At 71.2% G+C, this 24,113-nt stretch carries 27 protein-coding genes; 18 read left to right on the forward strand and 9 right to left on the reverse strand.

The features are described 5' to 3' along the window. Window positions 1–60: 60 nt before the first annotated feature. The 5 genes from DMB66_RS48395 to DMB66_RS48410 all read left to right on the forward strand — a co-directional run bounded on the left by DMB66_RS48395 (window position 61) and on the right by DMB66_RS48410 (window position 3,715). The gene (locus DMB66_RS48395) at window positions 61–315 is read left to right on the forward strand and encodes a DUF5999 family protein (RefSeq protein ID WP_125810864.1); all 255 of its coding nucleotides are present in this window, start codon (window positions 61–63) and stop codon (window positions 313–315) included. A gap of 9 nt (window positions 316–324) precedes the next feature. Next, window positions 325–2,508, forward strand: a complete 2,184-nt coding sequence (locus DMB66_RS64730) for a hypothetical protein (protein WP_233625365.1) — start codon at window positions 325–327, stop codon at window positions 2,506–2,508. A gap of 56 nt (window positions 2,509–2,564) precedes the next feature. Then, window positions 2,565–2,690 (forward strand): LuxR C-terminal-related transcriptional regulator, encoded by a 126-nt coding sequence (locus DMB66_RS64735; RefSeq protein ID WP_233625371.1) that lies wholly within the window; start codon window positions 2,565–2,567, stop codon window positions 2,688–2,690. Between the two features lie 102 nt (window positions 2,691–2,792). Next, the gene (locus DMB66_RS48405; protein ID WP_233625366.1) at window positions 2,793–3,134 is read left to right on the forward strand and encodes a VOC family protein; all 342 of its coding nucleotides are present in this window, start codon (window positions 2,793–2,795) and stop codon (window positions 3,132–3,134) included. Window positions 3,135–3,181: 47 nt separating this feature from the next. Beyond that, window positions 3,182–3,715, forward strand: a complete 534-nt coding sequence (locus DMB66_RS48410) for an NUDIX domain-containing protein (RefSeq protein WP_125810866.1) — start codon at window positions 3,182–3,184, stop codon at window positions 3,713–3,715. A gap of 228 nt (window positions 3,716–3,943) precedes the next feature. Here DMB66_RS48410 and DMB66_RS48415 read toward each other — a convergent pair whose 3' ends face one another. Further along, window positions 3,944–4,570 (reverse strand): TetR/AcrR family transcriptional regulator, encoded by a 627-nt coding sequence (locus tag DMB66_RS48415; protein WP_233625367.1) that lies wholly within the window; start codon window positions 4,568–4,570, stop codon window positions 3,944–3,946. A 53-nt stretch (window positions 4,571–4,623) separates the two neighbouring features. On the opposite strand from DMB66_RS48415, the gene DMB66_RS48420 reads away from it, so the two are divergent. Then, entirely contained in the window at window positions 4,624–6,243 is a 1,620-nt protein-coding gene (locus tag DMB66_RS48420) for a CocE/NonD family hydrolase (protein WP_125810868.1), read from the forward strand. Here DMB66_RS48420 and DMB66_RS48425 read toward each other — a convergent pair. Next, entirely contained in the window at window positions 6,230–6,694 is a 465-nt protein-coding gene (locus tag DMB66_RS48425; RefSeq protein ID WP_125810869.1) for a nitroreductase family deazaflavin-dependent oxidoreductase, read from the reverse strand. The two genes, DMB66_RS48420 and DMB66_RS48425, sit on opposite strands and share 14 nt — an antisense overlap. Before the next feature lie 264 nt (window positions 6,695–6,958). On the opposite strand from DMB66_RS48425, the gene DMB66_RS48430 reads away from it, so the two are divergent. After that, the gene (locus DMB66_RS48430; RefSeq protein WP_125810870.1) at window positions 6,959–7,342 is read left to right on the forward strand and encodes a helix-turn-helix domain-containing protein; all 384 of its coding nucleotides are present in this window, start codon (window positions 6,959–6,961) and stop codon (window positions 7,340–7,342) included. Beyond that, window positions 7,339–7,938, forward strand: coding sequence for a putative toxin-antitoxin system toxin component, PIN family (locus DMB66_RS48435; RefSeq protein WP_125810871.1), 600 nt, complete (start codon window positions 7,339–7,341; stop codon window positions 7,936–7,938). Before DMB66_RS48430 ends, DMB66_RS48435 begins: the two co-directional genes overlap by 4 nt. Before the next feature lie 59 nt (window positions 7,939–7,997). On the opposite strand, the gene DMB66_RS48440 is transcribed toward DMB66_RS48435, so the two are convergent. Further along, on the reverse strand, window positions 7,998–8,669 hold the full coding sequence (locus DMB66_RS48440) for a class I SAM-dependent methyltransferase (protein ID WP_125810872.1): 672 nt from the start codon (window positions 8,667–8,669) through the stop codon (window positions 7,998–8,000). A gap of 629 nt (window positions 8,670–9,298) precedes the next feature. Between DMB66_RS48440 and DMB66_RS63120 the strand changes: the two genes are divergently transcribed. Continuing rightward, on the forward strand, window positions 9,299–9,445 hold the full coding sequence (locus DMB66_RS63120) for a hypothetical protein (protein WP_199753071.1): 147 nt from the start codon (window positions 9,299–9,301) through the stop codon (window positions 9,443–9,445). On the opposite strand, the gene DMB66_RS48445 is transcribed toward DMB66_RS63120, so the two are convergent. Next, a complete protein-coding gene (locus DMB66_RS48445; protein ID WP_125810873.1) occupies window positions 9,435–11,132 on the reverse strand; it encodes an alpha-glucosidase in 1,698 nt (565 codons plus the stop codon). The genes DMB66_RS63120 and DMB66_RS48445 overlap by 11 nt on opposite strands. A gap of 61 nt (window positions 11,133–11,193) precedes the next feature. Here DMB66_RS48445 and DMB66_RS48450 point away from each other — a divergent pair, with 61 nt between their 5' ends. From DMB66_RS48450 to DMB66_RS48465, 4 genes are all read left to right on the forward strand, one after another. Continuing rightward, complete coding sequence (locus tag DMB66_RS48450) at window positions 11,194–12,195, forward strand: glycosyltransferase family 4 protein (protein WP_125810874.1); 1,002 nt, start codon at window positions 11,194–11,196, stop codon at window positions 12,193–12,195. Window positions 12,196–12,346: 151 nt separating this feature from the next. After that, window positions 12,347–13,498: a glycosyltransferase gene (locus DMB66_RS48455; protein ID WP_125810875.1), complete on the forward strand. Its 1,152-nt coding sequence runs from the start codon at window positions 12,347–12,349 to the stop codon at window positions 13,496–13,498. Next, a complete protein-coding gene (locus DMB66_RS48460; protein ID WP_125810876.1) occupies window positions 13,495–14,583 on the forward strand; it encodes a glycosyltransferase in 1,089 nt (362 codons plus the stop codon). The genes DMB66_RS48455 and DMB66_RS48460 overlap by 4 nt, the downstream gene beginning before the upstream one ends. Next, entirely contained in the window at window positions 14,580–16,082 is a 1,503-nt protein-coding gene (locus tag DMB66_RS48465; RefSeq protein ID WP_125810877.1) for a glycoside hydrolase family 130 protein, read from the forward strand. Before DMB66_RS48460 ends, DMB66_RS48465 begins: the two co-directional genes overlap by 4 nt. Here the strand turns inward: DMB66_RS48465 and DMB66_RS48470 are convergent. Both DMB66_RS48470 and DMB66_RS48475 read right to left on the reverse strand, forming a co-directional pair. After that, complete coding sequence (locus tag DMB66_RS48470; RefSeq protein ID WP_125810878.1) at window positions 16,079–16,738, reverse strand: response regulator transcription factor; 660 nt, start codon at window positions 16,736–16,738, stop codon at window positions 16,079–16,081. The two genes, DMB66_RS48465 and DMB66_RS48470, sit on opposite strands and share 4 nt — an antisense overlap. Continuing rightward, complete coding sequence (locus DMB66_RS48475; RefSeq protein ID WP_125810879.1) at window positions 16,726–17,826, reverse strand: sensor histidine kinase; 1,101 nt, start codon at window positions 17,824–17,826, stop codon at window positions 16,726–16,728. Before DMB66_RS48475 ends, DMB66_RS48470 begins: the two co-directional genes overlap by 13 nt. Before the next feature lie 130 nt (window positions 17,827–17,956). Here DMB66_RS48475 and DMB66_RS48480 point away from each other — a divergent pair, with 130 nt between their 5' ends. Continuing rightward, window positions 17,957–18,637, forward strand: a complete 681-nt coding sequence (locus DMB66_RS48480; RefSeq protein WP_125810880.1) for a hypothetical protein — start codon at window positions 17,957–17,959, stop codon at window positions 18,635–18,637. Window positions 18,638–18,811: 174 nt separating this feature from the next. Further along, entirely contained in the window at window positions 18,812–19,408 is a 597-nt protein-coding gene (locus tag DMB66_RS48485) for a hypothetical protein (RefSeq protein WP_125810881.1), read from the forward strand. Between the two features lie 2 nt (window positions 19,409–19,410). On the opposite strand, the gene DMB66_RS48490 is transcribed toward DMB66_RS48485, so the two are convergent. Together DMB66_RS48490 and DMB66_RS48495 are read right to left on the reverse strand one after the other, a co-directional pair. Then, on the reverse strand, window positions 19,411–19,692 hold the full coding sequence (locus tag DMB66_RS48490; RefSeq protein ID WP_125810882.1) for a hypothetical protein: 282 nt from the start codon (window positions 19,690–19,692) through the stop codon (window positions 19,411–19,413). 130 nt (window positions 19,693–19,822) lie between these two features. Then, window positions 19,823–20,524, reverse strand: coding sequence for an ATP-binding protein (locus tag DMB66_RS48495; RefSeq protein ID WP_233625368.1), 702 nt, complete (start codon window positions 20,522–20,524; stop codon window positions 19,823–19,825). A 333-nt stretch (window positions 20,525–20,857) separates the two neighbouring features. Here DMB66_RS48495 and DMB66_RS48500 point away from each other — a divergent pair, with 333 nt between their 5' ends. Both DMB66_RS48500 and DMB66_RS48505 read left to right on the forward strand, forming a co-directional pair. Beyond that, window positions 20,858–21,397: a hypothetical protein gene (locus DMB66_RS48500; protein ID WP_125810883.1), complete on the forward strand. Its 540-nt coding sequence runs from the start codon at window positions 20,858–20,860 to the stop codon at window positions 21,395–21,397. A 156-nt stretch (window positions 21,398–21,553) separates the two neighbouring features. After that, entirely contained in the window at window positions 21,554–21,943 is a 390-nt protein-coding gene (locus DMB66_RS48505; protein ID WP_125810884.1) for a hypothetical protein, read from the forward strand. Window positions 21,944–22,100: 157 nt separating this feature from the next. Here the strand turns inward: DMB66_RS48505 and DMB66_RS48510 are convergent, their stop codons facing one another. Further along, window positions 22,101–22,922 (reverse strand): methyltransferase domain-containing protein, encoded by an 822-nt coding sequence (locus tag DMB66_RS48510; protein WP_125810885.1) that lies wholly within the window; start codon window positions 22,920–22,922, stop codon window positions 22,101–22,103. 170 nt (window positions 22,923–23,092) lie between these two features. Between DMB66_RS48510 and DMB66_RS48515 the strand changes: the two genes are divergently transcribed. Then, complete coding sequence (locus DMB66_RS48515) at window positions 23,093–24,112, forward strand: Gfo/Idh/MocA family oxidoreductase (protein ID WP_125810886.1); 1,020 nt, start codon at window positions 23,093–23,095, stop codon at window positions 24,110–24,112. The last annotated feature ends 1 nt before the right edge of the window (window position 24,113 follow it).

A 24,113-nucleotide genomic window follows, 5' to 3' on the forward strand; every position in this document is an offset into this window, starting at 1 on the left:
TAGTTCCCCCGTGTCCGCCGGGGCGTGTCGCAATGAACAGTTAGTCGCTGGAGGACCGACATGTTCTGCGCTCACGTGCCGCCGTGTCCTGAGGCGGCCCAGCCCGACCACGAAGCCGCACGGGTGGTTGCCACCCACCCTGAGCAGGGGTGGAGCCTGCTCTGCAACGGCGTGGTGACCTTCGACGACAACGGCGAACTACTCCCCGACGGCGGCGTGACAGCGCCTCGGGTGTGTGCCGGGCTCGCCCTCGCGGCGCGGCCCGACGCATCTATGGGCATCCGAGCGGACGCTACCGGGGGCAACACCCACTAACGTGCTCCTATGAGCACCGCCACGACCGCACGTGGTATCCCCGGCAACCTGCCCGCCGAGGTGACGAGTTTCGTCGGCCGACGGCATGAGCTGGTCGGGGTTCGCCGGATGCTGGCGACCAGCCGGCTGGTGACCCTGACGGGTGCCGGCGGCGTGGGCAAGACCCGCCTCGCCCAGCGCATCGGGCTGGACATGCGGCGCGCCTTCGCCGACGGCGTCTGGCTCGTCGAGCTCGCCGAGCTGCGCGATCCGGACCTGGTCGCGGTCACGGTCGCCGAGGCGCTGGGGATACGCGAGGAATCCGTCAGCCCCGGGGCGCCGGGCCTGGCCACGTTCCTCGCCGACCAGCAGGCGCTGCTGATCTTCGACAACTGCGAACACCTGGTCGGCGCGTGCTCGGATCTCGCCGAGACGCTGCTGCGGAGCTGTCCCGGCCTGCGCATCCTGGTGACCAGCCGGCAGGCGTTGCGGATCGTGGGAGAGGCCACGCTGACCGTGCACCCGCTCTCGGTGCCCGATCCGGACGAGGCCTGCACCCCGGCCGACCTGTCCCGCTACGAGTCGGCCAGCCTGCTCGTCGAGCGGGCCACCGCGGTGCTCCCCGGCTTCGCGGTCACGGAGGCGAACTGCGCCACCATCAGCGCCCTGTGCCAGGCGCTGGAGGGCATGCCGCTGGCGATCGAGCTGGCCGTGGCCCGGCTGCGGGTGCTGACGCTGGACGAGATCCTGGCGCGCCTGACCGACCGTTACCGACTGCTCACCGCCGGCGCCCGGAACGCCCCGGCCCGGCAGCAGACGCTGCGGGCCCTGATCGACTGGAGCTGGGATCTCTGCTCCGAGCCGGAGCGGGTGCTCTGGTCCCGGCTGTCGGTCTTCTCCGGCGGCCTGGAGCTGGACGCGGTGGAGTACGTCGCCGCCGACGAGATGCTGCCGGCCGACACCATCCTGGACCTGGTCGCTTCCCTGGTGGACAAGTCGGTCCTGGCCCGCACCGGGGACTGCCCGCGAGCCCGCTACAAGATGCTCGAGGTGGTCCGCGAGTACGGCGCCGCCCGGCTGGCCGGCGCCGGCGAGCAGGACAGGATCGCCCGCCGGCACTGTGACTGGTTCGCGCGGTTCGCGGCGTACGGGGACGCGCACTGGGCGAGCCACGCCCAGACCGACCTGGTCGGGCGGTTGCGCGTCGAGCAGGCCAACCTGCGGGTGGCGCTGGAATACGCCGTCACCGCGGCGTCGCCGGAGGTCGCCCTGCGGTTCGCCGCCGACCTGCAGAACAACTGGTTCGTCCGGGGCTTCCTCTCCGAGGGCCGGCACTGGCTGGACCGGGCGCTGGCCATGCCGGCGCCGCGGCACTGGACCCGGGTCAAGGCGTTGCGGGTGGCCGGCTGGATAGCGTGTGTCCAGAGCGACCCGGTCCGGGCGCACGCGCTGCTGGCCGACGCCCGCTCGCTGGCCATGACCCTGCCCCCGTCGGCCGAGCTGGCGTTCCTGCCGCTGATCGAGGGCAACCTCGCCAGCTTCGGCGGCGACTACGCCAAGGCCCTGCCGCTGTTCGAGGAGGCCCTGGCCCGGTTCCGGGAGCTGGGCTCGCTCAGTGGGGAGATGTGGACGCTGTCGGTCCTGGGGCTGGCCCGCGGCCTGGCCAAGGACGACCCGACCGACGGCTATCCGGCCCTGGCGGAGTGCCTGGACCTCGCGGCGGCGCACGGCGAGGTGTGGTGGCGCTCGTTCGCCCTGTGGGCGCTGAGCGTGCTGCGCTGGCTGGCCGGCGACGGGCCGGGCGCGGCCGAGGCGGCGAAGGAGAGTCTCGAGGCCGGCAAGATGGTCAAGGACGAGCAGTTCAGCTTGGGGCTGGCGCTGGAGACGCTGAGCTGGGTCGCCGGCACCGAGCGGCGCGACCAGCGCGCGGCCCAGTTGCTGGGCGCGGCGGAACGCCTGTGGCAGGCGACACAGACGTCGCTGGCGGCGTTCACCGGCCTGCGGGACTACCACGACGAGTCCCTGGCCGCGATCCGGATGCGGCTCGGCGACCGGGCCTTCGACGCGGCGTTCCGCCGCGGCACGGAGCTGAGCACGGCCGAGGCCCTGACGTTGGCGCTGGAACGGCCCGCCCCCGCCGGTGCCCGGCCCCCCGCGCGGCCCCGGCGGACGCCCGGCCCACCCCGGACGCCCAGCTGGCGGAGCTGGGCCTGACCCGGCGGGAACGCGAGGTCATCACGCTGATCGCGCAGGGCCTGAGCAATCGGGAGATCGCGGCCCGGCTGGTGGTGGCGCAGCGGACGGCGGAGGGCCACGTGGAGAACATCCTGAGCAAGCTGGGCTTCACGTCCCGGGCACAGGTCGCGGGCTGGCTGGCGACGCAACGCGATACCTGACAGAAGGTGTCAGCTACCTCCGGCAGGATGGGTCACGTCGGCGACGATCAGCGCCGCCCGTACCCGAAAGGCCGTGCCATGCCCGGTTTCGCCTCCCTTGCCATGATCAATCTGGACGCCGCGGATCCCGCCGGCCTCGCGGCGTTCTACTCGCAGGTGCTGGGCTGGGAGGTCCTGCACAGCACGGCGGAATACGCCATGATCGGCGACGGCTCCATCAGCCTCGGCTTCGGCCTGCTGCCCGGTTACTCGGCGCCCGGCTGGCCGCAGGAGGCCGCCCCGAAGCGCTTCCACCTGGACTTCTACGTCGACGACCTGGAGAAGGCCGAGGCGCAGGCGCTGGCCCTGGGCGCGAGCAAGCCCGCGGAGCAGCCCAGCCCGGACCGCTGGCGGGTCCTGCTCGACCCGGCCGGCCACCCGTTCGACATCTGTCTGCGTTCCTGACGCCCGGCGCAGCCCGCGGTGCGGCTCGCGACTGACATCATCACCCGATGCTGACGGACGTCCACGACCTCATCGCGGCGCTGCATCCGGCCGACGACCTCGAGGCGGCCCACCGCGCGGAGGCCCTGTCCTGGCTCGCGTCCACCACGGACGTCTATCGGCGGATCAAGCCGGCCACCCCGGCGCGGCACCTGGTCTCCTACGTGGTGCCCACCGACCCCGGCACCGGCCACGTGCTGCTCGTGGACCACCGCAACGCCCGGCTCTGGCTGCCGCCGGGCGGCCACGTGGAGCCCGGCGAGCATCCCGCGCTGACGGCCGCCCGCGAGCTGGACGAGGAGCTCGGCGTCTCCGGCGCCGCCGACACGCCGGTCTTCCTGACCGTGACCGAGACGGTCGGGGTGGACGCCGGGCACACGGACGTGAGCCTGTGGTTCCCCGCCGAGGTGCGCCGCGACCAGCCGCTGGCCGTGGACGAGGGCGAGTTCGCGGGCGTGCGCTGGTGGTCCCGGGAGGAACTGGCCGCCGCGGAGCCGGCCCTCTTCGATCCCCACCTGGGCCGCTACCTGGCGAAGCGCTGAGCCCGCCCGGCGCACCTCACCGCCGCCCCTTGATTCGATCCCACCTGGGCCGCTACCTGGCGAAGCGCTGAGCCCGTCCGGCACGCCTGACCGGGTTGAAGGCTGCCGCTCAGGTTCCGCACAGCATCGGCCCGCGACCATGTCGGCGTGGCATCGGTCGGCGTGCCGGACGGGCGCGGTGGACACGGTCCGGCCCGGCGCGGAGCGGCGGTCCGGCGAGGCACCCCCTTACCCGTTGAGCAGGCCGTTGATCATGCGCCGGGCGATGGAGTCGAAGCTCGGCTGGGCGGCCGGCGCGTTCTCGGCCAGCACCCGGGCCAGTTCCGGGTAGGCGCCGCTCGCCACCGCCGCCCGCAGCTGGGCGACCTGCGCCGCGATCCGCTCCGGGTCGGTGATCCCGGCCCGGGCCTGGGCCAGCTCGTGGGTCACGTAGCTGCCGACGAAGCCGGTCAGCAACGCCAGGATCTCCATCTTGGCGGCGCCGGGCAGGCCGGTCGGCGCCAGCGCGGCCAGCCCGCGCTCCAGGTGGCCGAGCGTGTTCTCGCCGGTGAGCTGCCGGTTGGGCAGCGCCGCCGGCAGCCACGGGTGGCGCAGCATCAGCTCGCGTTGCCAGCGGACCAGGTCGAGCAGGTCCCCGCCGGCCCACTCCGGATCGACCGCACTGATCTGGTCGACCATCTGGTCGACCAGGTCGTCCTTGTCGCGCACGTACGTGTAGAGCGACATCACTCCGGCACCGAGCTCGGCCGCCAGCCGCCGCATGGTGAGCGCGTCCAGCCCCTCCGCGTCGGCGACGGCGATCGCGGCCGCGACGACCTGCGTACGCGTCCGCTGGGGCGGGCGGCCTCGTGGCACGGAAACCTCCGGGATGCTATTTTCAGTACAACGTACGGGAAAGGGGTCGCGCCATGGAACGACTGCCATTTTTCCTTCGCCTGCTGCGCCGCCGCGCGCGGGAGGCCGCTCCCTACGAGGTCCAGTGGGAGCCCGGCCTGGAAGTGCCCGCCGCCGACGGCAGCCTGCTGATCGCCGACCACTATGCGCCGGTCACCGAGGAGCAGTGCCCGGTCCTGCTGGTCCGCACCACCTACGGCCGGGGCTTTCCCTGGAACACGCTGTTCGGCGCGGCCTTCGCCGCCCAGGGCTACCGCGTGATCCTGCAGAGCACCCGCGGGACGGGCGGCTCGGGCGGCGACTTCCACCTCTGGCGCAACGAGGCGGCCGACGGCCAGGCGACGATCGAGTGGCTGCGCAAGCAGGAGTGGTTCCCGGGCGCGTTCGCGACGATCGGCCCGAGCCACTTCAGCTACGTGCAGTGGGCGCTCGGCCTGGACCCGCCCCCGGAGTGGCGGGCCGCGATCCTGCAGGTGGCGGCGCACGACTTCTACGACGCGTTCTACCCGGGCCAGCACTGCGCCCTCCGGCTGGAGCTGTCCCTGGTCGGTGGCATGGCCTTCTTTCACCAGTCGGCCGGCACGGGCCCATACCTGCGGGCGCTGCTCCGGCTGACGCGGCACCTCAAGCACGCCGTACGCGGGGTGCCGCTGCTCGACTCCTACCGCCGGGCACTCGGGGGCCGGCGGCAGGAGTTCGAGGACTGGATCGCTCACCCGTACCAGGATGATCTTTTCTGGGCCGGCAGCGACGCCGGGCCGGCGGCGGACCGGATGACCGCGCCGGTGAGCCTGGTCACCGGCTGGCACGACCTCGCCCTGGAGCAGACCCTGCGGCAGTATGCCCGGCTGCGCCGCGCGGGCCGGGAGCCCACCCTGATGATCGGACCCTGGACGCACACCTCGGCGTTCGACCGGGGCTGGCCGGAGCTGTTCGGGGACGCGCTGGAGCACCTGCGGGTGCACCTGCGCGGCGAGGGCGAGCGCACCACCCGGATCAAGGTGTGGATCAACGACGAGTGGCGCGAGCTGCCCGCGTGGCCGCCGCCGAGCACCCCGGCCCGCTACCACCTGCGGCCGGACGGCGAGCTGGGCGAGCTCGCGGGCGGCGACACCGGCTTCGACTACGACCCGGCCGACCCGACCCCGTCGTTCGCGGGCCAGCTGCAGTCCCGCTCGGCCGGGGCCCGCGACAACAAGAAACTGGAGGCGCGGGCCGACGTCCGGACCTTCACCACCGGACCGCTGGCCACGGCCGTCGAGATCATCGGTACGCCCGCGGCGGAGCTGTACGCGAGCGGCAGCACCGGCCACTTCGACCTGTTCGTGCGCCTGTGCGACGTGCACCCCGACGGCCGCTCGGTGAACGTGTGCGACGGCTTCGCCCGGCTCACGCCGGACCACCCGGACGGGGAACTGGTGACCGTCCCGCTGGGCGCGGCCGGCCACCGGTTCGAGCCGGGCCACCGGATCCGGCTGCAGGTCAGCGGGGGCGCGCACCCGCGGTTCGCCCGCAACTACGGCACGGGCGAGCCGTTGGCCACGGCGGTCAGGCTGGTCGCCACCCGGACGACCGTCCACCACGACCCGGCCCGCCCGTCGGCCCTGGTCCTCCCGGTGCTCACCGCTTCGTGAGCCGGACCACCGGATACTCCCGGTCGGACTTGCTCTGATACTTCGCGATGCGGGGCTGGGCGGCCGCGATGCGCTGCCAGGCCTGGGCGCGGTCGGCGCCGTCCAGCCGGTGCGGTGCCACCGGCACGGCGTCGCGGCCGGGCAGCTCGACCGCCGCCCGCCCGGGCTGCGCCATCAGGTTGTCGTGCCAGTCCGGGTGCCGGCTCCCACCGCCCGACGCGACGACCAGCCAGGAGTCCGTACCGTCGGCGAACCACGCCAGCGGCGTCTCCCGCGGCTGCCCGCTTCGGCTGCCCACCGTGTGCAGCACCAGCACGTCCATGCCCATGAAACTGCCCTGGCCGCGCCGGACCTTGCGGTTCATCCGGGCGTTCATCGTGTGCTGCATCCACCGGGAGAACGCGCCGGGCGTACCGGGCCTGCGCTTGCCTGCCTGCTGCTTCTGCGTCATGGGGCTACCTCCAGTCGGTCGTCGTGATGTCCTTGGCATCACGCTAGGAGCGCCGGGTCGTCGACACTTCTCGAATCCTGATCGATCCGGCTGAGCGGCGTTCGACCTCTCGCTGGACGACATCGCGACGGCCAACCTGGCCAACCTGGCCAGCCGCCAGCACCGCGGCGTGCTGGGCGGCAGCGGCGACAACCGCTGAGCAGCCACGTACGGCCGGCTACACTTGCTACAGTTAGAGCAGTTAGAGCAGTTAAGGGGCTGGCCATGACGGACTTGCTGATGCGTGATGCCGCGGCTCTTCATCGTGCCCTGGCCGAGCCGGGTAACGAAGTGAACGTGGCGATGTCGCGGGAGACAGCTGAGTTGGTGTCGCGGTTGGTTGATGCTCGAGCGCGCGGCGAGGAGATCGTCGTTTCTCCGGCAAACGCCGAAGTCAGCCCGACCGAGGCGGCGGTCCTGCTGGCGATGTCGCGCCCCCAGGTCCGAAAGCTGATGGACCGCGGCCTACTGGAGTCTCGCAAGGTCGGCACGCACCACCGCATCCGTGTCTCCTCAATCAGGGCGTTCCTTGAGGCAGAGCGCGAGCGACGGCGCGGGGCGATGGCTGAGCTGGCTGCCGTGCAGAACGAACTGGGCCTGACTGAATGAGCGGCGTCGCCGACGAGACCGATCTCGTCCGAGTCGTCCTCGCCGATGCGAACGTGCTCTACTCCAGGGTCCTGCGTGATTATCTGCTCTACGCGGCCGACCAGGAGATTGTCGCCGTCGCCTGGAGCTCGCAGATCCTTGCCGAGGTCACCGAACACCTCATGGAGAACGTGGAAGGCTTCGACCAGGCAGCCGCTCAGCGACTGGTAGGCGCGATGAACCGCGCTTTCCCGTACGCCGAGGTAGAGCCTGACGAGGAGCATTGGCGCAGACTGCACGAGGTGTCGCTCCCCGACGAGGACGACCGCCACGTTTTGGCAGCGTCTCTCGCCGCTGAGGCAACTGTGTTGTGCACCTCAAACATCAAGGACTTCCCCGCACATATCGTCGAAGCTCTGGGCTTTGAGGTGCTCACTCCAGACCAGTTGCTCAGTCGGCTCGTGGTCGAGTACGGCCCGCAGATGCTCGCCGTCCACCGAACGGCAGTCTCTTCACTCAAGGGCGCCACCGACGAGTCGACCGTCACAGCACTGCGAAGATCTGGCGCCCCGACGACGGCCAGCCTGATCGCACGGTTGCTCGGTGCCTCGTCGTAGCACTCGCCGAGCGGCTCGCGACCTCCGCCCGGCGCAGCCCTGACGGATGACCGCCCCTCTCAGAACGGTTGGAACTGCTCGAAGGGCGGCTCGGTCAGGGAATCGGGCAGGCGGAACGCCCGGCACCGGTCCGGGGTGCCGCCGGCGAAAGCATCGGGGATCGCGGCCCAGCCCAGATTTCGCTCGTAGTAGCGCACCGCGGTGCCCACCGACGGCCACCCGGTGTCGTCGAGGACCACCAGGCCGCCGGGCCGGACGAGCTTCCGCAGGAAGTACAGGTCGACGAACACCTCGTGGAAGCGGTGGCTGCCGTCCACGAACGCCGCGTCGACGACCAGGCCGGCCGTGACGAGCTGCGGCAGGGCGATCGACGACCACTCGGTCAGCAGGCTGGCGATCGGCTCCAGCCCCGCGGACCGCATCAGCTCCCAGCCGACATCGGACCAGACCGTCCGCTGAAACGGATCGACGATGACATGCCGCGGGCGCGGCCGGTCGACCGCGACCAGCGCCTCACCGATCGCGAGCGCGGAGCTGGCGTAGGCGAGCCCGACCTCGACCACCGTCTCGACCCGCTCGGCTATGAACAGGTCGCGGAGCAGGTCGCAGTCGCGCTCGGGCAGCGTGACCACCTCGAAGTCCTTGTCCCGCTGCCGCGTCCACACCGGCCCTTCGCCGGCGAGCCGGTGCCGCACCTCGCGGATCCGGGCCAGATGTCCATCGATCGTCATGCCACCCATTGTCGACCGACCACCTCGTCCATGGTGCGCGACCGATCGGCACCGTCCCGGAGTTCAGCCAGCACCTCCCCTCGAACGTGCCGATGTCGATCCCCATCCGGTATGAGCCGGGCTCCCCGCCACGTCGACTGTTGTCTCCATGTGCGGGTCCACCGCTCCGGAGTTGGGACGCGGTGAGCCAACAGGCGACATCGCCAGTTCGCATGCGCGCCCCACGCGCCGCCGATTGGAGTTCCACGACATATCGGCCGTCAGGACCACGACGTGGATACCGGACTGGCCACAGTGGACGCGACTGCCCACCTAGAACGAGCCGGTGATGGACGGGACCCTGCCGGGTCTGGTTCCCTCCGGGGTACGGACCGCGAGGGCCAGCGGTGTGACCTGTTCGCCGAGGTGTAGCTGTCCGTCGGATAGGTCGGTCACGCGGACGTGGCGAAGCTGGCCGACGCGGACGGTCTGCTGCGCTGCACCGCGAGCCCGCCGAGCGCCACCCCCGGCCGCCGTGACCTGACCCGAACGTCGCCGTCGCGTGCATCGGGATGGTCACGGTTGTTTAGCTCACCGCGGGTGGGGGGTACATGGCGCGCCGCACCCCCCACACGAATTGAGGAACACCAATGAGCATCCAGGGTCTTTTCTACGTCATCGCCGTCATCCTGCTCGTCCTCGCGGCGCTGCCGATCGGCACCCGGGGCATCTCGCTGGCCCTGCTCGGCGCCGCCTTCGCGCTGCTGGCCTTCTCCTGGGACACCATCACCGCCTGACCGCGCGGTAGATGACGGCCTGCCACGGTTGCAGGACCAGATCTTGCGGCGGCGTGGCGTTGGTGAGCAGCAGTTCCGCTGTCTCCCACGCCGCGGCGTCGTCGATCTCCGCCCGTACGGTCTCGGCCGAGAAGTTGCCGATGACCAGCAGGGTCGTGTCGCCGTGAGCCCGGGTGAAGGCGTACAGCCGCTCGTCGTGCGGCAGCAGCATGGTGAAGTCGCCGTAGACGACCGCCGGCTCCTCGTGCCGCAGCTCGATCAGCCTGCGGTAGAAGTGGTAGACCGACTCCTCGTCCTTGACCGCGGACTCGGCGTTGATCTGCGGATAGTTCGGGTTGACCGCCAGCCACGGCGTGCCGCTGGTGAAGCCGGCCTGCGGCGAGGCGTTCCATTGCATCGGCGTACGGGCGTTGTCCCGGCTCCTGGCCCGCAGCACGGTCAGCACATCCTCGGGTGAGCGGCCCTCGTGCTCCACCGCCTGGGCGTAGTGGCCGAGCGCCTCGATGTCCCGGAAGTCCGCGATGGAGGCGAACGGCGTGTTCGTCATCCCCAGTTCCTCGCCCTGGTAGACGTACGGCGTGCCGCGGTGCAGGTGCAGCACCGCGCCGAGCATCTTCGCCGAGCGCTCCCGATATCGCGGGCTGTCGTCGCCGAAGCGGGAGACGACCCGGGGCTGGTCGTGGTTGTTCCAGTAGAGGCTGTTCCAGCCGACCTCGGCGAGCCCGGCCTGCCAGCGCCCGAAGATCGCCTTGAGGTTGGTGAGCCGCAGCGGGTAGAGCACCCACGGGTCGGCGCCGCGGTCGGCCCACACGTGGTCGAACTGGAAGACCATGTCGACCTCTTCGCGGGCCGGGTCGGTGTACTTCACCGCCTCGTCCACCGTGACGCCCGGCATCTCGCCGACGGTCAGCAACTCGTCGCGGCCGGCGAAGACCCGCTGGTGCATCTCGTGCAGGAACTCGTGGTTACGGGGACCGTTCAGGTAGTGCGGGCCACCGTCGCCGTACGGCGTCCCGGGTCGCAGCGCCCCGTCCGGCAGCGTGGTGTCCTTGGAGATGTGGTCGATGACGTCCATCCGGAAGCCGTCCACGCCCCGGTCGAGCCACCAGTTCATCATGGCGTAGATCGCCTCGCGGACCGCCGGGTTCTCCCAGTTGAGGTCGGGCTGCTTGCGGCTGAACAGGTGCAGGAAGTATTCGCCGCTGGCCGCGTCGTACTCCCAGGCCGAGCCGCCGAAGGCCGAGCCCCAGTTGGTCGGTTCCGCACCGGGGGAGCCCGGTTCCATGCCCTCGCGGGCCGGGCGCCACCAATACCAGTCCCGCTTCGGGCTGGCCTTGCCGGACCGGCTCTCGACGAACCACGGGTGCTCGTCCGAGCTGTGGTTGACGACCAGGTCCATGACCAGTTTCATGCCGCGGGCGTGCACTCCGGCCAGCAGTTCGTCGAAGTCGGCCAGCGTGCCGAACACCGGCTCGATGTCCTGGTAGTCGCTGATGTCGTAGCCGTTGTCGTCCTGCGGGGAGGGATAGACCGGGGACAGCCAGATCACGTCGACGCCCAGGCCCGCGATGTGGTCCAGGTGCTCGATGATGCCGCGCAGGTCGCCCATGCCGTCCCCGTCGGCGTCGGCGAAGCTCCGCGGATAGATCTGGTAAACGACTGCGCTGTGCCACCAGGGGTTCTGCATAGTCACTCTTTAACACGGGAACCTCCCGCGAAACACCGGTTCCACTCCCATACTGGGGCGCATGAGGGTCGCCCTGCTCGGACCGATCGCCTGGCGCACGCCGCCGGTTCACTACGGACCCTGGGAGCTGATCACCAGTCTGCTCGCCGAGGGCCTGACCGCACGCGGGATCGACGTGACGCTGTTCGCGACGCTCGACTCGGTCACCAAGGCCACCCTCGACGGCATCTGCCCGAGCGGTTACGAGGACACCCCGGAGATCGACGGCCGGGTCTGGGAGGCGCTGCACGTCTCGTACGCCCTGGCCCGCTCCGGCGACTTCGACCTGGTGCACAACCACATCGACTGGCTACCGCTGGCGTTCTCCGAGCACTGCCGGGCGCCGATGCTGACCACGGTGCACGGCTTCTCGGGGGCGAACATCCTGCCCGCGTACCGCCGGGGCCGGTCGCACTACGTCTCCATCTCGGACGCCGACCGCTCCCCCGACCTCGACTATGTCGCCACCGTCTACCACGGAGTCGACCTGGAGGGGCTGCCGTTCGACCCGGCCGGCGGGGACGGCCTGGTGGCCTTCGGGCGCATCCATCCGGACAAGGGCACGCACACCGCCATCGAGATCGCCCGCCGGGCCGGGCGCCGGCTGACGCTCTGCGGCATCGTGCAGGACCAGCGCTACTTCGCCGAGCAGGTGGAACCGCACATCGACGGCGACCGGGTGGTCTATCTCGGCTCGGTCGGGCCGCGGGAACGGGCCACCGTTCTCGGTGGCAGCGCCGCGCTGCTGCACCCGATCCTGTTCGCCGAGCCGTTCGGGCTGTCGGTGGTCGAGTCGATGATCTGCGGGACGCCCGTGGTCGCGTACCGCAAGGGCTCGATGCCCGAGGTCGTGGACGAGGGTCTCACCGGCCGCCTGGTCGACGACGTCGACCAGGCGGTGGCCGCGGTGGCGGGCATCGCGGGGCTGGACCGGGCGGCCTGCCGGGCGCGGGCCCGGTCGCGCTTCTCCGCCGACCGCATGGTCGACGACTACCTGGCGATTTACCGGGAGTTGGCCGACTGAACAGCCGTTCTTGTTAATGTCTTATTACCGAATTGCGGCATTTCTTAAGTCAGACGCCGCCGAAAGTTGAAGCGTGCGGTCACGCTCCACCCCCGCGCGCGCTGATCCGTGCTGCGGGGAGGCAGCCCACCTGACCAGAAAGGGCCCGTCAATGCCCGCCACCTACGGTTTCCTGAGCACCTATCCCCCCACCCAGTGCGGCCTGGCGACGTTCAACGCGGCGCTCGCCAGTCACCTGACGGGCGGAGCGCCCGGCCACGGGGTGGTCCGGCTGCTCTCCGCCGATGCCGCCGGGGGCGGTCTGGCGATCGACCGTACGGCGCCGCGGGTGGCGCACACCTGGTCCACCGACACCACCGGCGGCTGGATGGCCGCGGCGAACGCGCTCAACCGCTTCGACGTCGCGATCGTGCAGCACGAGTACGGCATCTACCCCGGCGTCGACGGCGACGAGGTGCTGCCGCTGCTGCGCGCCGTCAAGATCCCGACGATCGTCGTCCTGCACACCGTGCTGAGCGCGCCGTCGATGACCCAGCGCTCGGTGCTGGAACGGATCGTGGCGGCCGCCGACGCGGTGGTCACCATGACCGACACCGCACGCCGGCGGCTGACCACCGGCTACCGGATCGACACCCGCAAGGTGACCGTCATTCCGCACGGCGCCGGCAGCCACTCCAGCGCCCCGCCCGCGGCCCACGACATCCCGCACCTGCTCACCTGGGGGCTGCTCGGCCCCGGCAAGGGCATCGAGTGGGCGCTGCGCACGCTGGCCCTGCTGCGTGACCTCGATCCGATGCCCACCTACACGGTCGCCGGACGGACCCACCCCAAGGTGCTCGAACACCACGGCGACGTCTACCGGGAGTCGCTCAAGGCGCTGGCCGCCGACCTCGGCGTCACGGACGCCGTGCGATGGGACGACGTCTACTACGACCAGGCGACGCTGAGCCGGCTGATCCGCTCGGCCGACGTGGTGGTGCTGCCGTACGACTCCACCGAGCAGGTCACCTCGGGTGTGCTCATCGAGGCGGTCGGCGCCGGCGTGCCCGTGGTGGCCACCGAGTTCCCGCACGCCGTGGAGTTGCTCGCCGATGGCCCCGGCCTGCTCGTACCGCACCAGGATCCGGAGGCGATGGCCGCCGCGATCCGGCACCTGCTGTCCAGCCCGGACGCGGCGCACCAGCTGAGCGGGCTCGGCGGCGGTCCGACCCTGCGCTGGCCCGCCGTGGCCGCCCGCTATCAGGCTCTCGCCTCGCGCCTGGTCCGGGACCGCACGCCCGCCACCGCGCCCGTTCCCGCGTGAGCGTCGCCCTGCGGCTCGTGCCGCCGCCGGTCCGGCTCATGGACGCGCCCGAACCCAACTGGTCCCAGATCGCCCGGATCTCCGACGACACCGGGCTGTTCGAACACGCCCGGCACGCGATCGCCCGGCGCGAGCACGGCTATTGCGTGGACGACGTGTCCCGCGGTCTGCTGCTCGCCTGCCGCGAACCGCAGCCGACCGCGCTGGTGGCCGGGCTGGCCGAGCGCTACCTGGCTTTCCTCACCCATGCGCTGACCCCGGACGGCACCTGCCGCAACCGGCTCGGCTACGACCGGCGCTGGCGGGACGAGCCGGGCCTGGGTGACTGGTGGGGCCGCGCGGTGTGGGGTCTGGGCACGGCCGCCGGGCGCTGCCCGGTGCCGTGGATCCGGGCCGAGGCCCGTACGGCGTTCGCCGTCGCGGTGCGCCAGCGCTCCCCCTGGCCGCGGGCCATGGCCTTCGCCGGGCTGGGCGCGGCCGAGGTGCTGCGGGCCGATCCGCGGTCCGGCGCGGCGGCCGAGTTGCTCGGCGACGCGGCCACGGTGGTCGGGCTGCCCGGCTCCGACCCGGCGTGGGTGTGGCCGGAGCGCGAGCTGACCTACGCCAACCCGGCCCTGGCCGAGGTGCTCATCCAGGCCGGCGACCTGCTCGGCGACGAACCGCTGCTCGGCGACGGGCTGCGGATGCTGAGCTGGCTGTGCCGGATGCAGGAGCACCAGGGCCACCTCTCCACCGTCCCGGTGGGCGGGTGGCGGCCGGGGGTGCCCCAGCACCGCTACGACCAGCAGCCGATCGAGGCGGCCGCGATCGCCGACGCCTGCGCCACCGCGGGCGCGGTGACCGGCGACGAACGCTGGGACGCGCCGCTGTTCCAGGCCATCGCCTGGTTCCTGGGCGACAACGACTCCGGCGCCGTCATGTACGACCCCCTGACGGGTGGCGGATATGACGGTTTGACGCCAAATGGCCCTAATCTTAACCAGGGCGCCGAATCCACCCTCGCGCTCATCTCCACCCTGCAGCACGCACGCGCGCTGGCGGGCCGGAGCGCGACCCGACGACCGTCAGGCGGAGGACTAGCATGACCGCGACCTTGGATCCTCGCGACGTCCGGACCACGTCGATCGCCCTGCGGCACGCCCTCACGATGCAACCCGACGGCCGCCGGGTCGTCATCAAGCTCTTCGTGCCCGGCGAGGACGCCCAGCTCGGGCAGAACCGCGCATCGCTGATCATCGAGCGGATCCTGCAGCTCGACGAGGACGAGATCACCCGGCTGCTGGACGACGTGCTGAGCCGCTTCTCCGGGCGCCACCACGACATCTGTGCCACCTTCCAGCACCACTACGACCTGGTGCACCACCGCGTGCCGACGGACATCGAGCTGTCGCCGACCGCCCGCGCGCTGATCGGGGCCTACTTCAGCCACGAGTTCTCCGTCGAGGCGGCGGCCCTGTGCAACCCGTCGATGGTGCCGCACCCCGACCAGAGCGGCCTCGCGCCCGGTGAGCTGCGGGCGGCGATCAGCCTGCGGCAGATCGGCGAGGGGCACATCTCCTCGATCGGCTTCTGCTCGGCCGTGCTCGGCCCGGACGACCGGATCCGGCTCGAGAACCGCGACGGGCCCCTGATGATCGGCCAGCGGGTCGGCGCCAAGCACCAGTGCGACCTGCTCGCGGCGGGCCTGGCCGAGGAGGACCTGGACAACGAGATCACCGCGACCGTGCTGTCCTCGCTGCCCGAGCGCTACGACGACGAGGAGTTCGAGGACGTCCTCGGCCATCTGCCCGGCGAACTGCTGGCCCGGCCCACCGCCAACGAGACCCTGGAAGCCATCCGGCGCATCGTGGCCAGCGACTACGCGGTGACCTTCCCGGCCACCGTGCCGCTGCACGAGCGGGTGCTCTGGCCGGCCACGCCGGCCGAGAGCAACGGCATGGAGGACGCCCGGTTCGTGCAGGTCGAGGAGCCCGACGGGCGCACGGCCTACCACGCCACCTACACGGCGTACGACGGGCGGCACATCGGCGGCCGGATGATGCACACCCGCGACCTGCGGCACTTCGAGGTCACCGCGCTGCGCGGCCCGGCGGCCCGCAACAAGGGCATGGCGCTGTTCCCGCGCTCGGTGCACGGCCGGCACCTGGCGCTGTGCCGCTCCGACGGCGAGACTCTCGGGCTGAGCACCCGCGACGAGCAGAACCGCTGGCAGGACGCGGTTCCGCTGCTCAACCCGCACCGCGGCTGGGACCTCATCCAGGTGGGCAACTGCGGGTCGCCGGTGGAGACCCCGGCGGGCTGGCTCGTGCTGACGCACGGGGTGGGCCCGATGCGGCGGTACGCGATCGGCGCGATGCTGCTCGACCTCGACACCCCGGAGCGGGTCATCGCCGACCTGCCGCACGGGCTGCTGGAGCCCGACGAGACCGAGCGCGAGGGGTACGTGCCGAACGTCGTCTACTCCTGCGGCGGGCTCCTGCACGGGGGCCGGTTCTGGCTGCCGTACGGGGCCAGCGACGTCCGGGTGGGCTTCGCCAGCTTCCCGCTCGACGAGCTGCTCGCCGCGATGGTGCCCGTCGTCTAACGGGCGTCGTGCACCAGCAGGGCCACCTGCACGCGATTCGACAGGTCCAGCTTGGTGAGGATGCGCGACACGTACGCCTTGACCGTGGCCGTGCTCATCCGCAGCGCCGTACCGATCTCCTGGTTGGTGCGGCCCTGCGCGACGAGCAGCGCGACGTCGCGCTCGCCCGGGCTGAGGCGCTGCAGCGCCGCGCGGGCCCGGTCCCGTCCCGGATTCAGCTCGGCGGCGGCGACGTGGTTCATCATCCGGCGCAGCACCTCGGGCGACAGCATCGGCTCGCCCGCCGCCACCCGCCGCACCGCGTCGGCGATCTCCGCCGGCGGGGTGTGCTTGAGCAGGAAGCCGCTGGCCCCGGCCCGCATCGCCCGCAGCACGTGGGCGTCGGTGTCGAAGGTGGTCAGCACGATCACCTCGGGCGGATCCCGGCGGGCGCGCAACGACTCGGTCGCGGTGAGCCCGTCCATGCCGGGCATCCGGATGTCCATCAGCACCACGTCCGGGCGGTGACTGTTGACGGCGGCGGCGACCTCGGTGCCGTCCGTGACCGCACCGGCCACCTCGATGCCCTCGAACGCGCCGAGCATCATGGTCAGTCCCGCCCGGACCAGCGCGTCGTCGTCGACCAGCAGCACCCGCACCGGGGTCAGGGATTCCATGGCAGCCAGGCTCTCAGCTCGAATTCGCCGTTCGCGGTCGGGCCGTGGTCCAGCCGGCCGCCGGCGAGCTGGACCCGTTCGCGCAGGCCCACCAGGCCGGTGCCCGAGCCGGGCAGCGTCGGCCCACCGGACCGCAGCGGGTTGCCGACCTCCACCACCAGGCCCTGCTCGGCGTGGCCGGTGACCGCCACCCGCACCCGGGTGCCGGGGGCGTGCTTGCGGGCGTTGGTCAGCGCCTCCTGCACGATCCGGTAGGCGTGCCGGCCCACCCCGGCCGGCACCCCGGCGGCGGCCAGTTCCAGCTCCACCCGTACCCCGGCCTCCCGGGACTGCTCGACCAGCGCGGGCACGTCGGCGAGCGTCGGCTGCGGCCGGTCCTGGGCTGGCTCCCGCAGCATCCCGATGACCTGACGCAACTCTTCCAGCGCCGAGTGCGCGGACTGCCGGATCACCCCGGCCGCCGCCCGTTCGCTCTCCGGCGCGTCCCGGCGCACCTCCAGCGCACCGGCGTGCACAGCCAGCAGCGAGATCCGGTGGGCCAGCACGTCGTGCATCTCCCGGGCGATCCGCTCCCGCTCGGCCAGCCGGGCCTGGTCGACGCGCAGTTCCTCGCCCTGCTCGGCCTCCCGCGCCCGCTCGGCCCAGGACCGGACGAGCTGGCGCTGGGCGCGGATCAGCATCCCGATCGCGACCAGGATGACGTGCAGCAGCACCAGGAAGATCGTCGCCTCCCAGTAGGTGCGGGTGGGACCGAGCGCGATCAGGTAGACGGTCGCCAGCGTGACCGCGTGGAGCGCGGTGACGGCCGCCGCGACGGGGGCGGGGCGATACAGCGCGACCGAGAACAAGGCGATGGCCGTGGCGCCCATGGGCAGCCCGAAGAGCAGGCCGAACACGATCAGCGCGACCGCGAGCGCGACCGGGCGGCTGCGCCTGTACCGGATCAGGGCGGCGACCGCCACGGCACCGGCGACGAGCTCGACCTCGATCGGCCAGTTGTCGCCCTCGTTCAGGGTGGTCCACAGGAAGAAGCTGCCCATGGCCACGGCGACGGCGGCCAGGGCCGCCTCGACCAGCCAGCGCCTCATGACTGGACCGTACGCGTCGCGGGCGGCGCACGCAGTGGCCGGTAGTCGGCCACCGCGTCGACTTTGGTCGACGCGGGTGCGACCGCTGCCGCTAGCGGCGAGCCGGCCGTGGTCCGAAGACTCTGCAGGCGTGATGAACGAGACGATCGTGGCGACACCCTGGTGGGCCCGCCTGGCGGTCTGGGCGACCGTGCCGGCGGCCGGGGCCGGGCTGGGCTGGGTGGTGCACCAGTTGCCGGAGTGGCTCCTGCGCCTGCCGTGGGCGCCGATGCGCGGGCCGCTGCGCGCGGTGGACCGCCTCCCCGAGCCCGGTGCGACGATCGGCGCGCTGCTGCTCGGCGCGATCGCCGGGCTGGTGCTGGCCGCCCTGATCGACCAGGAGTCGCTGACCGTGCGGATCTCGGGCACCGAGGTGACGCTGACCCGGCCGGGAAAGACCCGCACAGTGCCACGCGGCGAGGTCGCGGTGGCCTACCGGGAGGGTGATCAGCTCGTGCTGCTCGGGCGGACCGGGCGGGAACTGGCCCGGGAGCCGTCCCACCTGGCACCCGCGCGGCTGGCACCGGCCTTCGGCACGGCCTGGGCGGAGCAGGACCCGTACGCCGGCTCCTACCGCCGCTGGGTGCCGGACCTGCCGGATGTCCCGGCGGAGGCGGCGGCCCTCTTCGCAGCACGCCAGCAGGCCCTGGACCGGGGCGACGGCGACGACGCCCGGGAACTGCGCGATGAGCTGGCCCGGCTCGGCTTCGTGGCCCGCGACGAGAAGAAACGCCAGCACTTCCGCCGCACGGACGGCCAGGACCGGCTCTAGGCATCGGCTCGACAACGAGATCATGGCGGGGGTAGGACAACATGGCCAGGCCTCCGACTGGGGCTTCGGGGCCGGTCCCACCTAGAGCCTCGCGCCCATCGACCACCGGTCCGACCGCACCGACCGTGAGCTGCACGACTAGCTTGAGAAGGCATATTCAAGGAGGCTCTTCGCGTGGAACTTTCGGAACGTCTCCGGCGGCTCTCGTTGGCGGGCATCGAGGCGATCGAGATCTGGCGCCTCGGCGAGACTCCTGTCACTCCGGTGGAGGTTGTCTGGGCTGCGACCGGATGCGGCCCGGACAGCGGGCGACTGGATCGTCCTGTTGACGATTCAGATCCCGACCGTATCCAAAAGGGAAACGCTGCCTGGCTCGAACTGGCTCGGCAGTTCTCCCTGTTCGACAGCGAAGGATCTTTCCTGCTCGCAGTTCCCACCGAAAAAGACACGGGCGCATTCGGTGCATGGTTTCGAGTGCGCTTGGCGGACCGATGGGATCTAGTGGGTCGAGGAGCCGAGGCCAGGGTGCTAGGCGGTGGCTGGGGTGTTCCTGAATTCTGGATGCACTCCATCGATGGTGCGGTGCTTCTGGGTGCGAGCTGGTTCGAAAGCTGCTTCAGCGTCATAGCGATTCCTGAGCCGCACTCCGCCGGAGCACTCCGCCGCCAGGCGGAAATCTTGCTGGTTGAGTCGGAAGGCGCTGTTGAAGACCGCGCGGGAATCCGTCCTTGGCTGGCGCGTGGGGGAATCCGGGAAGCGCCAGGGAATTGAATTCAGTGGTAAACCTCCACATATTCGCCGAAGGGCTCAATCGAGCCATCCCAACCGTTCCGACCCTGTTGCGTGATCGTCCCGCCGGCGTAGGTGTAGGACCAGCGCGCACGGTCTTCGCCCGCCACGTGGACGACTCCCGAGCGAACGAACGGCGAAATCTCGACGTAGAAGGCGGTGGCCAGATCCGACCACTTGGGGTCTCCCTCGTCGTCGTCACGGAATTCGATGCAGTCTCCGTCGCGGGTGATCGAGGCGGCTGCCACCCACGCGATGTCGGCCAAAGTGTCGCTTGGCGTCCCACGGGCCTACGCTACGAGCCGCCGGGATCACGGACCACAGCGACTGTCCGGCAGATAGCTTCCTCATCTGGCCGCGCACAGCGGGCGTTGCGTGCCGGCGTCAAAGGATCCGTCACTCGACCGCCGGCAGATGTCGCCTCCACGCCTTGGAGGAGTTGCCGTTCGCAAGCGAAGGCCATCGGTCCGCCGCCCACCCCGGCCAGTCCAGCCACCCCGGTGGCGGGCCGGGGATGTCATCGCCACCGAGTTCGGCGGCATCCGGCGCCTGGAACTGCTTGCGCCATGTGTCGATGTCCGCCTCACTCATCGGAAAGGTCGTGTGCGGGGCGGTGGCCTGGCGGTGGGCGATCCGGGCGCGTTGAACGTCGGGGTCGATGGGCAGATAGATCACTTGGCAGGCTGCCCCGGCGGATGCGGCCAGCCAGCGCAGTGCCGAGCGTTCGTCGCGGCTCCAGAGCCCGAAGTCGAGCACGACGTTGGTCCCCAGACGCAGCGCTCGCAGAGCCAGCGTGATGAGCCGCCCTTCCAGCAGGTCGCGCTTGCCCTCGGCCTCCGGCTCGCCGAACAGGGAGATCATCCACTCGTCCGGGGTCATTCGCAGCGCGTGGTGCGCTGCGGCAAGCTCTTCGGCCCGGGTGGTCTTTCCAGCACCAGGAAGCCCGACCATGAGGAGAAGCTCGGCGGGTTCGGTCCGCCTGCTCTGCCTCGGTTCAGCTTGCGCGGTGGTCGCGCCCAGCTTGTCGGCGCTGGCAGGGAATACCTCGGACACGCAAGGAAAACCATCTTGACGGGTCGGATCGAACTTTTGCGACATGGGTTCGCTCTCCGGATCACAGGACGATCCGGCAGCACAGTGAGACACGCGGGTTGGCTGCCGGCGGGACACTGATCCGGCGGTGTGCCTGGCGCTGACCCGGACGGGGCAGCTATGAGGCCGCAGTTGAAGGCAACCGCGCTACCGCCGTTAGGCGGCGGTGCGGATGTGCATGGCAGCGAAGCAACTCATGCCGCCACCATACCCGGACGACAGCAGCATGGTCGTCGACCGTCGCCGCTGTCAGTCACCGTTCCGCTCCGGACTCCTGGCCGCTGTCCGGGCGCCACGCTACCGGACTCGAACCGGCTCATCCGGACTGAAAGGGTGCACATGCTGGAGCATGGCGCACATTCCCATTTGCCTTTGCCCGCAGGTCTCAAGTTGGCGATGGATCGTGCCGATAGGGCACCCATGATCAGGAAAACCCTCATGACCGCGTGCAGCCTCATCGCGGGTGCGGTTCTCGGGCTGGCGCCCGCGGTCGCCGCCCAGGCCGCCGGCCCGTCCCCCGCTCCAGGCGACGAGAAGCCCATGAGCGACATCCGGATCCAGAGCGCCTACGCCGCTCGTCGGACGGTCGTGCTCATGAGCGAAATCATCGTTCCCCGTACCGTGTCCAGGAAGGCCGCCTGTCACGGAAGCATCGTGGCCGTCGTTCGCCGCGACGGCGCGGTGGTCGGCAGGAAGCGCCTCCCCATCATGACCAGGCACCTCACCAACGGGCACACGTGCTGGATTTCCGGAAAGGTTCCGGCGGCAGGCGGCAACAGGGGCCTTCGCATCACGCTCGCATTCGGCGGCAACGACATGATGGGCCCCTCCCAGGTGTCGGGCAAGGTGCTCCCGCACGTCCCACCCGTTGGAAGCTGAGCGAAGATCCGCTCGCAGCCGGCCGCGGTCAAGGCGTACGGGTTCTGATCACGGGTGGGGACTACCCCGGATGTCCGAAGGTGTACTTCCGTCTTCTCTGCCGGGCCGGCCAGGTGCAGGCTCGGTCAAAGTTCTCTTTCTTGTGAAGCTGGCCAGATGACTACTTTCGAGCGGCGGTTTCACGCGCGTGTCGGGGCCGTGAGCCTCGACCTTCCGGCCGTCCTCGCTCCACGTGAGTCGACAGCAATCGACTCCAAGAGCGCGGTCTTCGAGGGCGGCGGACTGTTCGTGCTGGTGGACCAGGGCCCGTTCGCGCCCTCGCTGGACGCGGACACCGGGCGACCGGGATTGCATGAGGTGCCGGTTGTGGTGGGGGGCCACCCGGCGCGACTCGTGACCTTTGACGACAACGACAAGACGTCCTACACCACGGCTCTCGAGGTTGCCGGTCCGCAGCGCGTCACGGTCTTCATTCGCGCCCACAGCGACGTGCCCCGAGAGGTGCCGCTCGAAATAGCTCACAGCGTCCAGTTGCTCGAGGAGTGATGTCGAAGAGAGGACACCACTGCCCAAGGAACCGTCCCGCGAGAGGCAGATCCTGTCCACGCTGCCCGCGCTCGGATTAGGCAACTCGGTCGAGGGCCTCGCCACCGTGAAGGAGTTGTGCCTGAACATCGCGGGCATCTCACCCTCGGCCGGCCCCTCAGATCGTGGCGGCGACCACCCAGATGGTCAGCACCGCCAGGAACTCGCCGTTCTCGCCGGCCTGGTCGACCTGGTCGAACCAGCGCTCGCGCAGGCCGTTCGGGGTCATCCAGGACTCCTGCGGCACGTTCGGGTTGACCATCGGCAGCACCACCGCCGCCGAGGCCGGATCGGGGAAGTAGCAGGTGACCGGGGTGGCGCTGATGTCGTGCAGCCCGTAGCCGACCAGCCGGCGGCGCAGGGTGCGGCCCATGTCGAGCTGTCGCGGGGTGAGCCGCCCGTGCATGTGCCCGACGATGGTCTGCGCCAGGCCCGGGTCGACGCCGTCGAAGGCCAGCGAGCCCCAGTCGGTGTCCAGCAGGCAGACCCGGCCACCGGGGCGGGTCACCCGGATCAGCTCGCCGATCGCCACGTCGGCGTCGTCCACGTGCTGCAGCACCCGCTCGCACCAGACCCCGTCGAAGCTGTCGTCCTCCAGGTCGAGGGCGGAGACGTTGCCGGTCACGTACCGGATGTCGCCGCCGTCGTGGCGCTCGCGGGCCGCGGCCAGCGTCGCCGCGGAATAGTCCAGGGCCACCACCTCGCCGCCCGGGGCGACCGCGCCGGCCAGCGCGCGGGCGACGTCACCGGCGCCGCAGCCGGCGTCGAGCAGTCGCTGGCCGGAGGCCGGGCGCAGCGCCTGCCAGGCGGTGTCCCGGACCCGGCGGATCTCCGGGTGGCGCGACATGCCCTCAAGCGCCGCCACCAGCATGGCGAACATGTCCGGTGGCATGGCGTCGAGGTCCGCGAACGGGGTGCGGTCCAGCTGTGCGGGCTCCATGGCACCGATAGTCGCTCGGCGCGGGCCCCGGTGTGAACGGTCGTCAACCTTCCGACACGGGAAGGATGAATTCCCGAAACCTTCACCGATCGGGTGACGGCCCGCAGGTGGCATGGCCAGGACCGCCGGTGCCCGGACCGCCGAAGATCGCGCGACGTAGGATCCGGTCCATGACGGCTACGCGGATCGGCTTGGTGGGGTACGGCTCGGGCGGGCGGATCTTTCACGCACCCCTGCTCGCGGGGGCGGAAGGTGTCGAGTTCGCGGGCGTGGTGACGCGCTCCGCCGACCGGCGCGCCGAACTGGCCAAGAACCACCCGGAGGTCGCCGCGTACGACTCGCTGGCCGACCTCGCCGCGGCGGGCGTCCAGGCCGTCACCATCTCGACCCCGGCGGACACGCACGCCGGCCTGGCCCGCGAGGCGATCACCCTCGGCCTGGCCGTGGTGGTGGACAAGCCGTTCGCCCTCGACGCCGAGGCGGCCCGCGAGGTCACCACCCTGGCGGCGGAGGCGGGCGTGCTGCTCAGCGTCTACCAGAACCGCCGCTGGGACTCCGACCTGCTCACCCTGCGCCGGCTGATCGGCGAGGGCGCGCTGGGCGAGATCCGCCGGTTCGAGTCCCGCTTCGAGCGCTGGGCCCCCGACCGGGAGCCGCCCGCGGCGGGCGGCGGCACCCTGCTCGACTTCGGCGCGCACCTGGTCGACCAGGCCCACCTGCTCTTCGGCCCGGCCACCCGGGTGTACGCGGAACTGCGCGGCGACGGCGACCTGGACGACGACGTCTTCGTGGCCCTGCACCACTCCAGCGGCGTCGAGTCGCACCTGTGGGGCAGTTGGCGGCAGGCGGCGCCCGGCCCGCGCCTGCGGGTCAGCGGCACGACCGGCACCTACATCGTCGACGGCATCGACGGCCAGGAGGCGGCGCTGAAGGCCGGCCGCTCCCCCGCCGTGCTGGCCGAGCGCTGGGGCGTCGAGCCGGAGCACACGTGGGGCCGGCTTTACCGGGGCGCGACGGGCGCGCCGGTGCGCAGCGAGCGCGGCCGGTGGGATTCGTACTACCCGGCGTTCGCGGCGGCGGTGCGCGGGGAGGCGCCGGCGCCGGTCGACCCGTGGGACTCGGTCCGCAACATGGACGTCCTGGACGCCGCCCGGATCAGCGCGACCACCGGCGAAACCGTCACCCTCTGAC

The sequence above is a fragment of the Actinoplanes sp. ATCC 53533 genome (assembly GCF_003947245.1).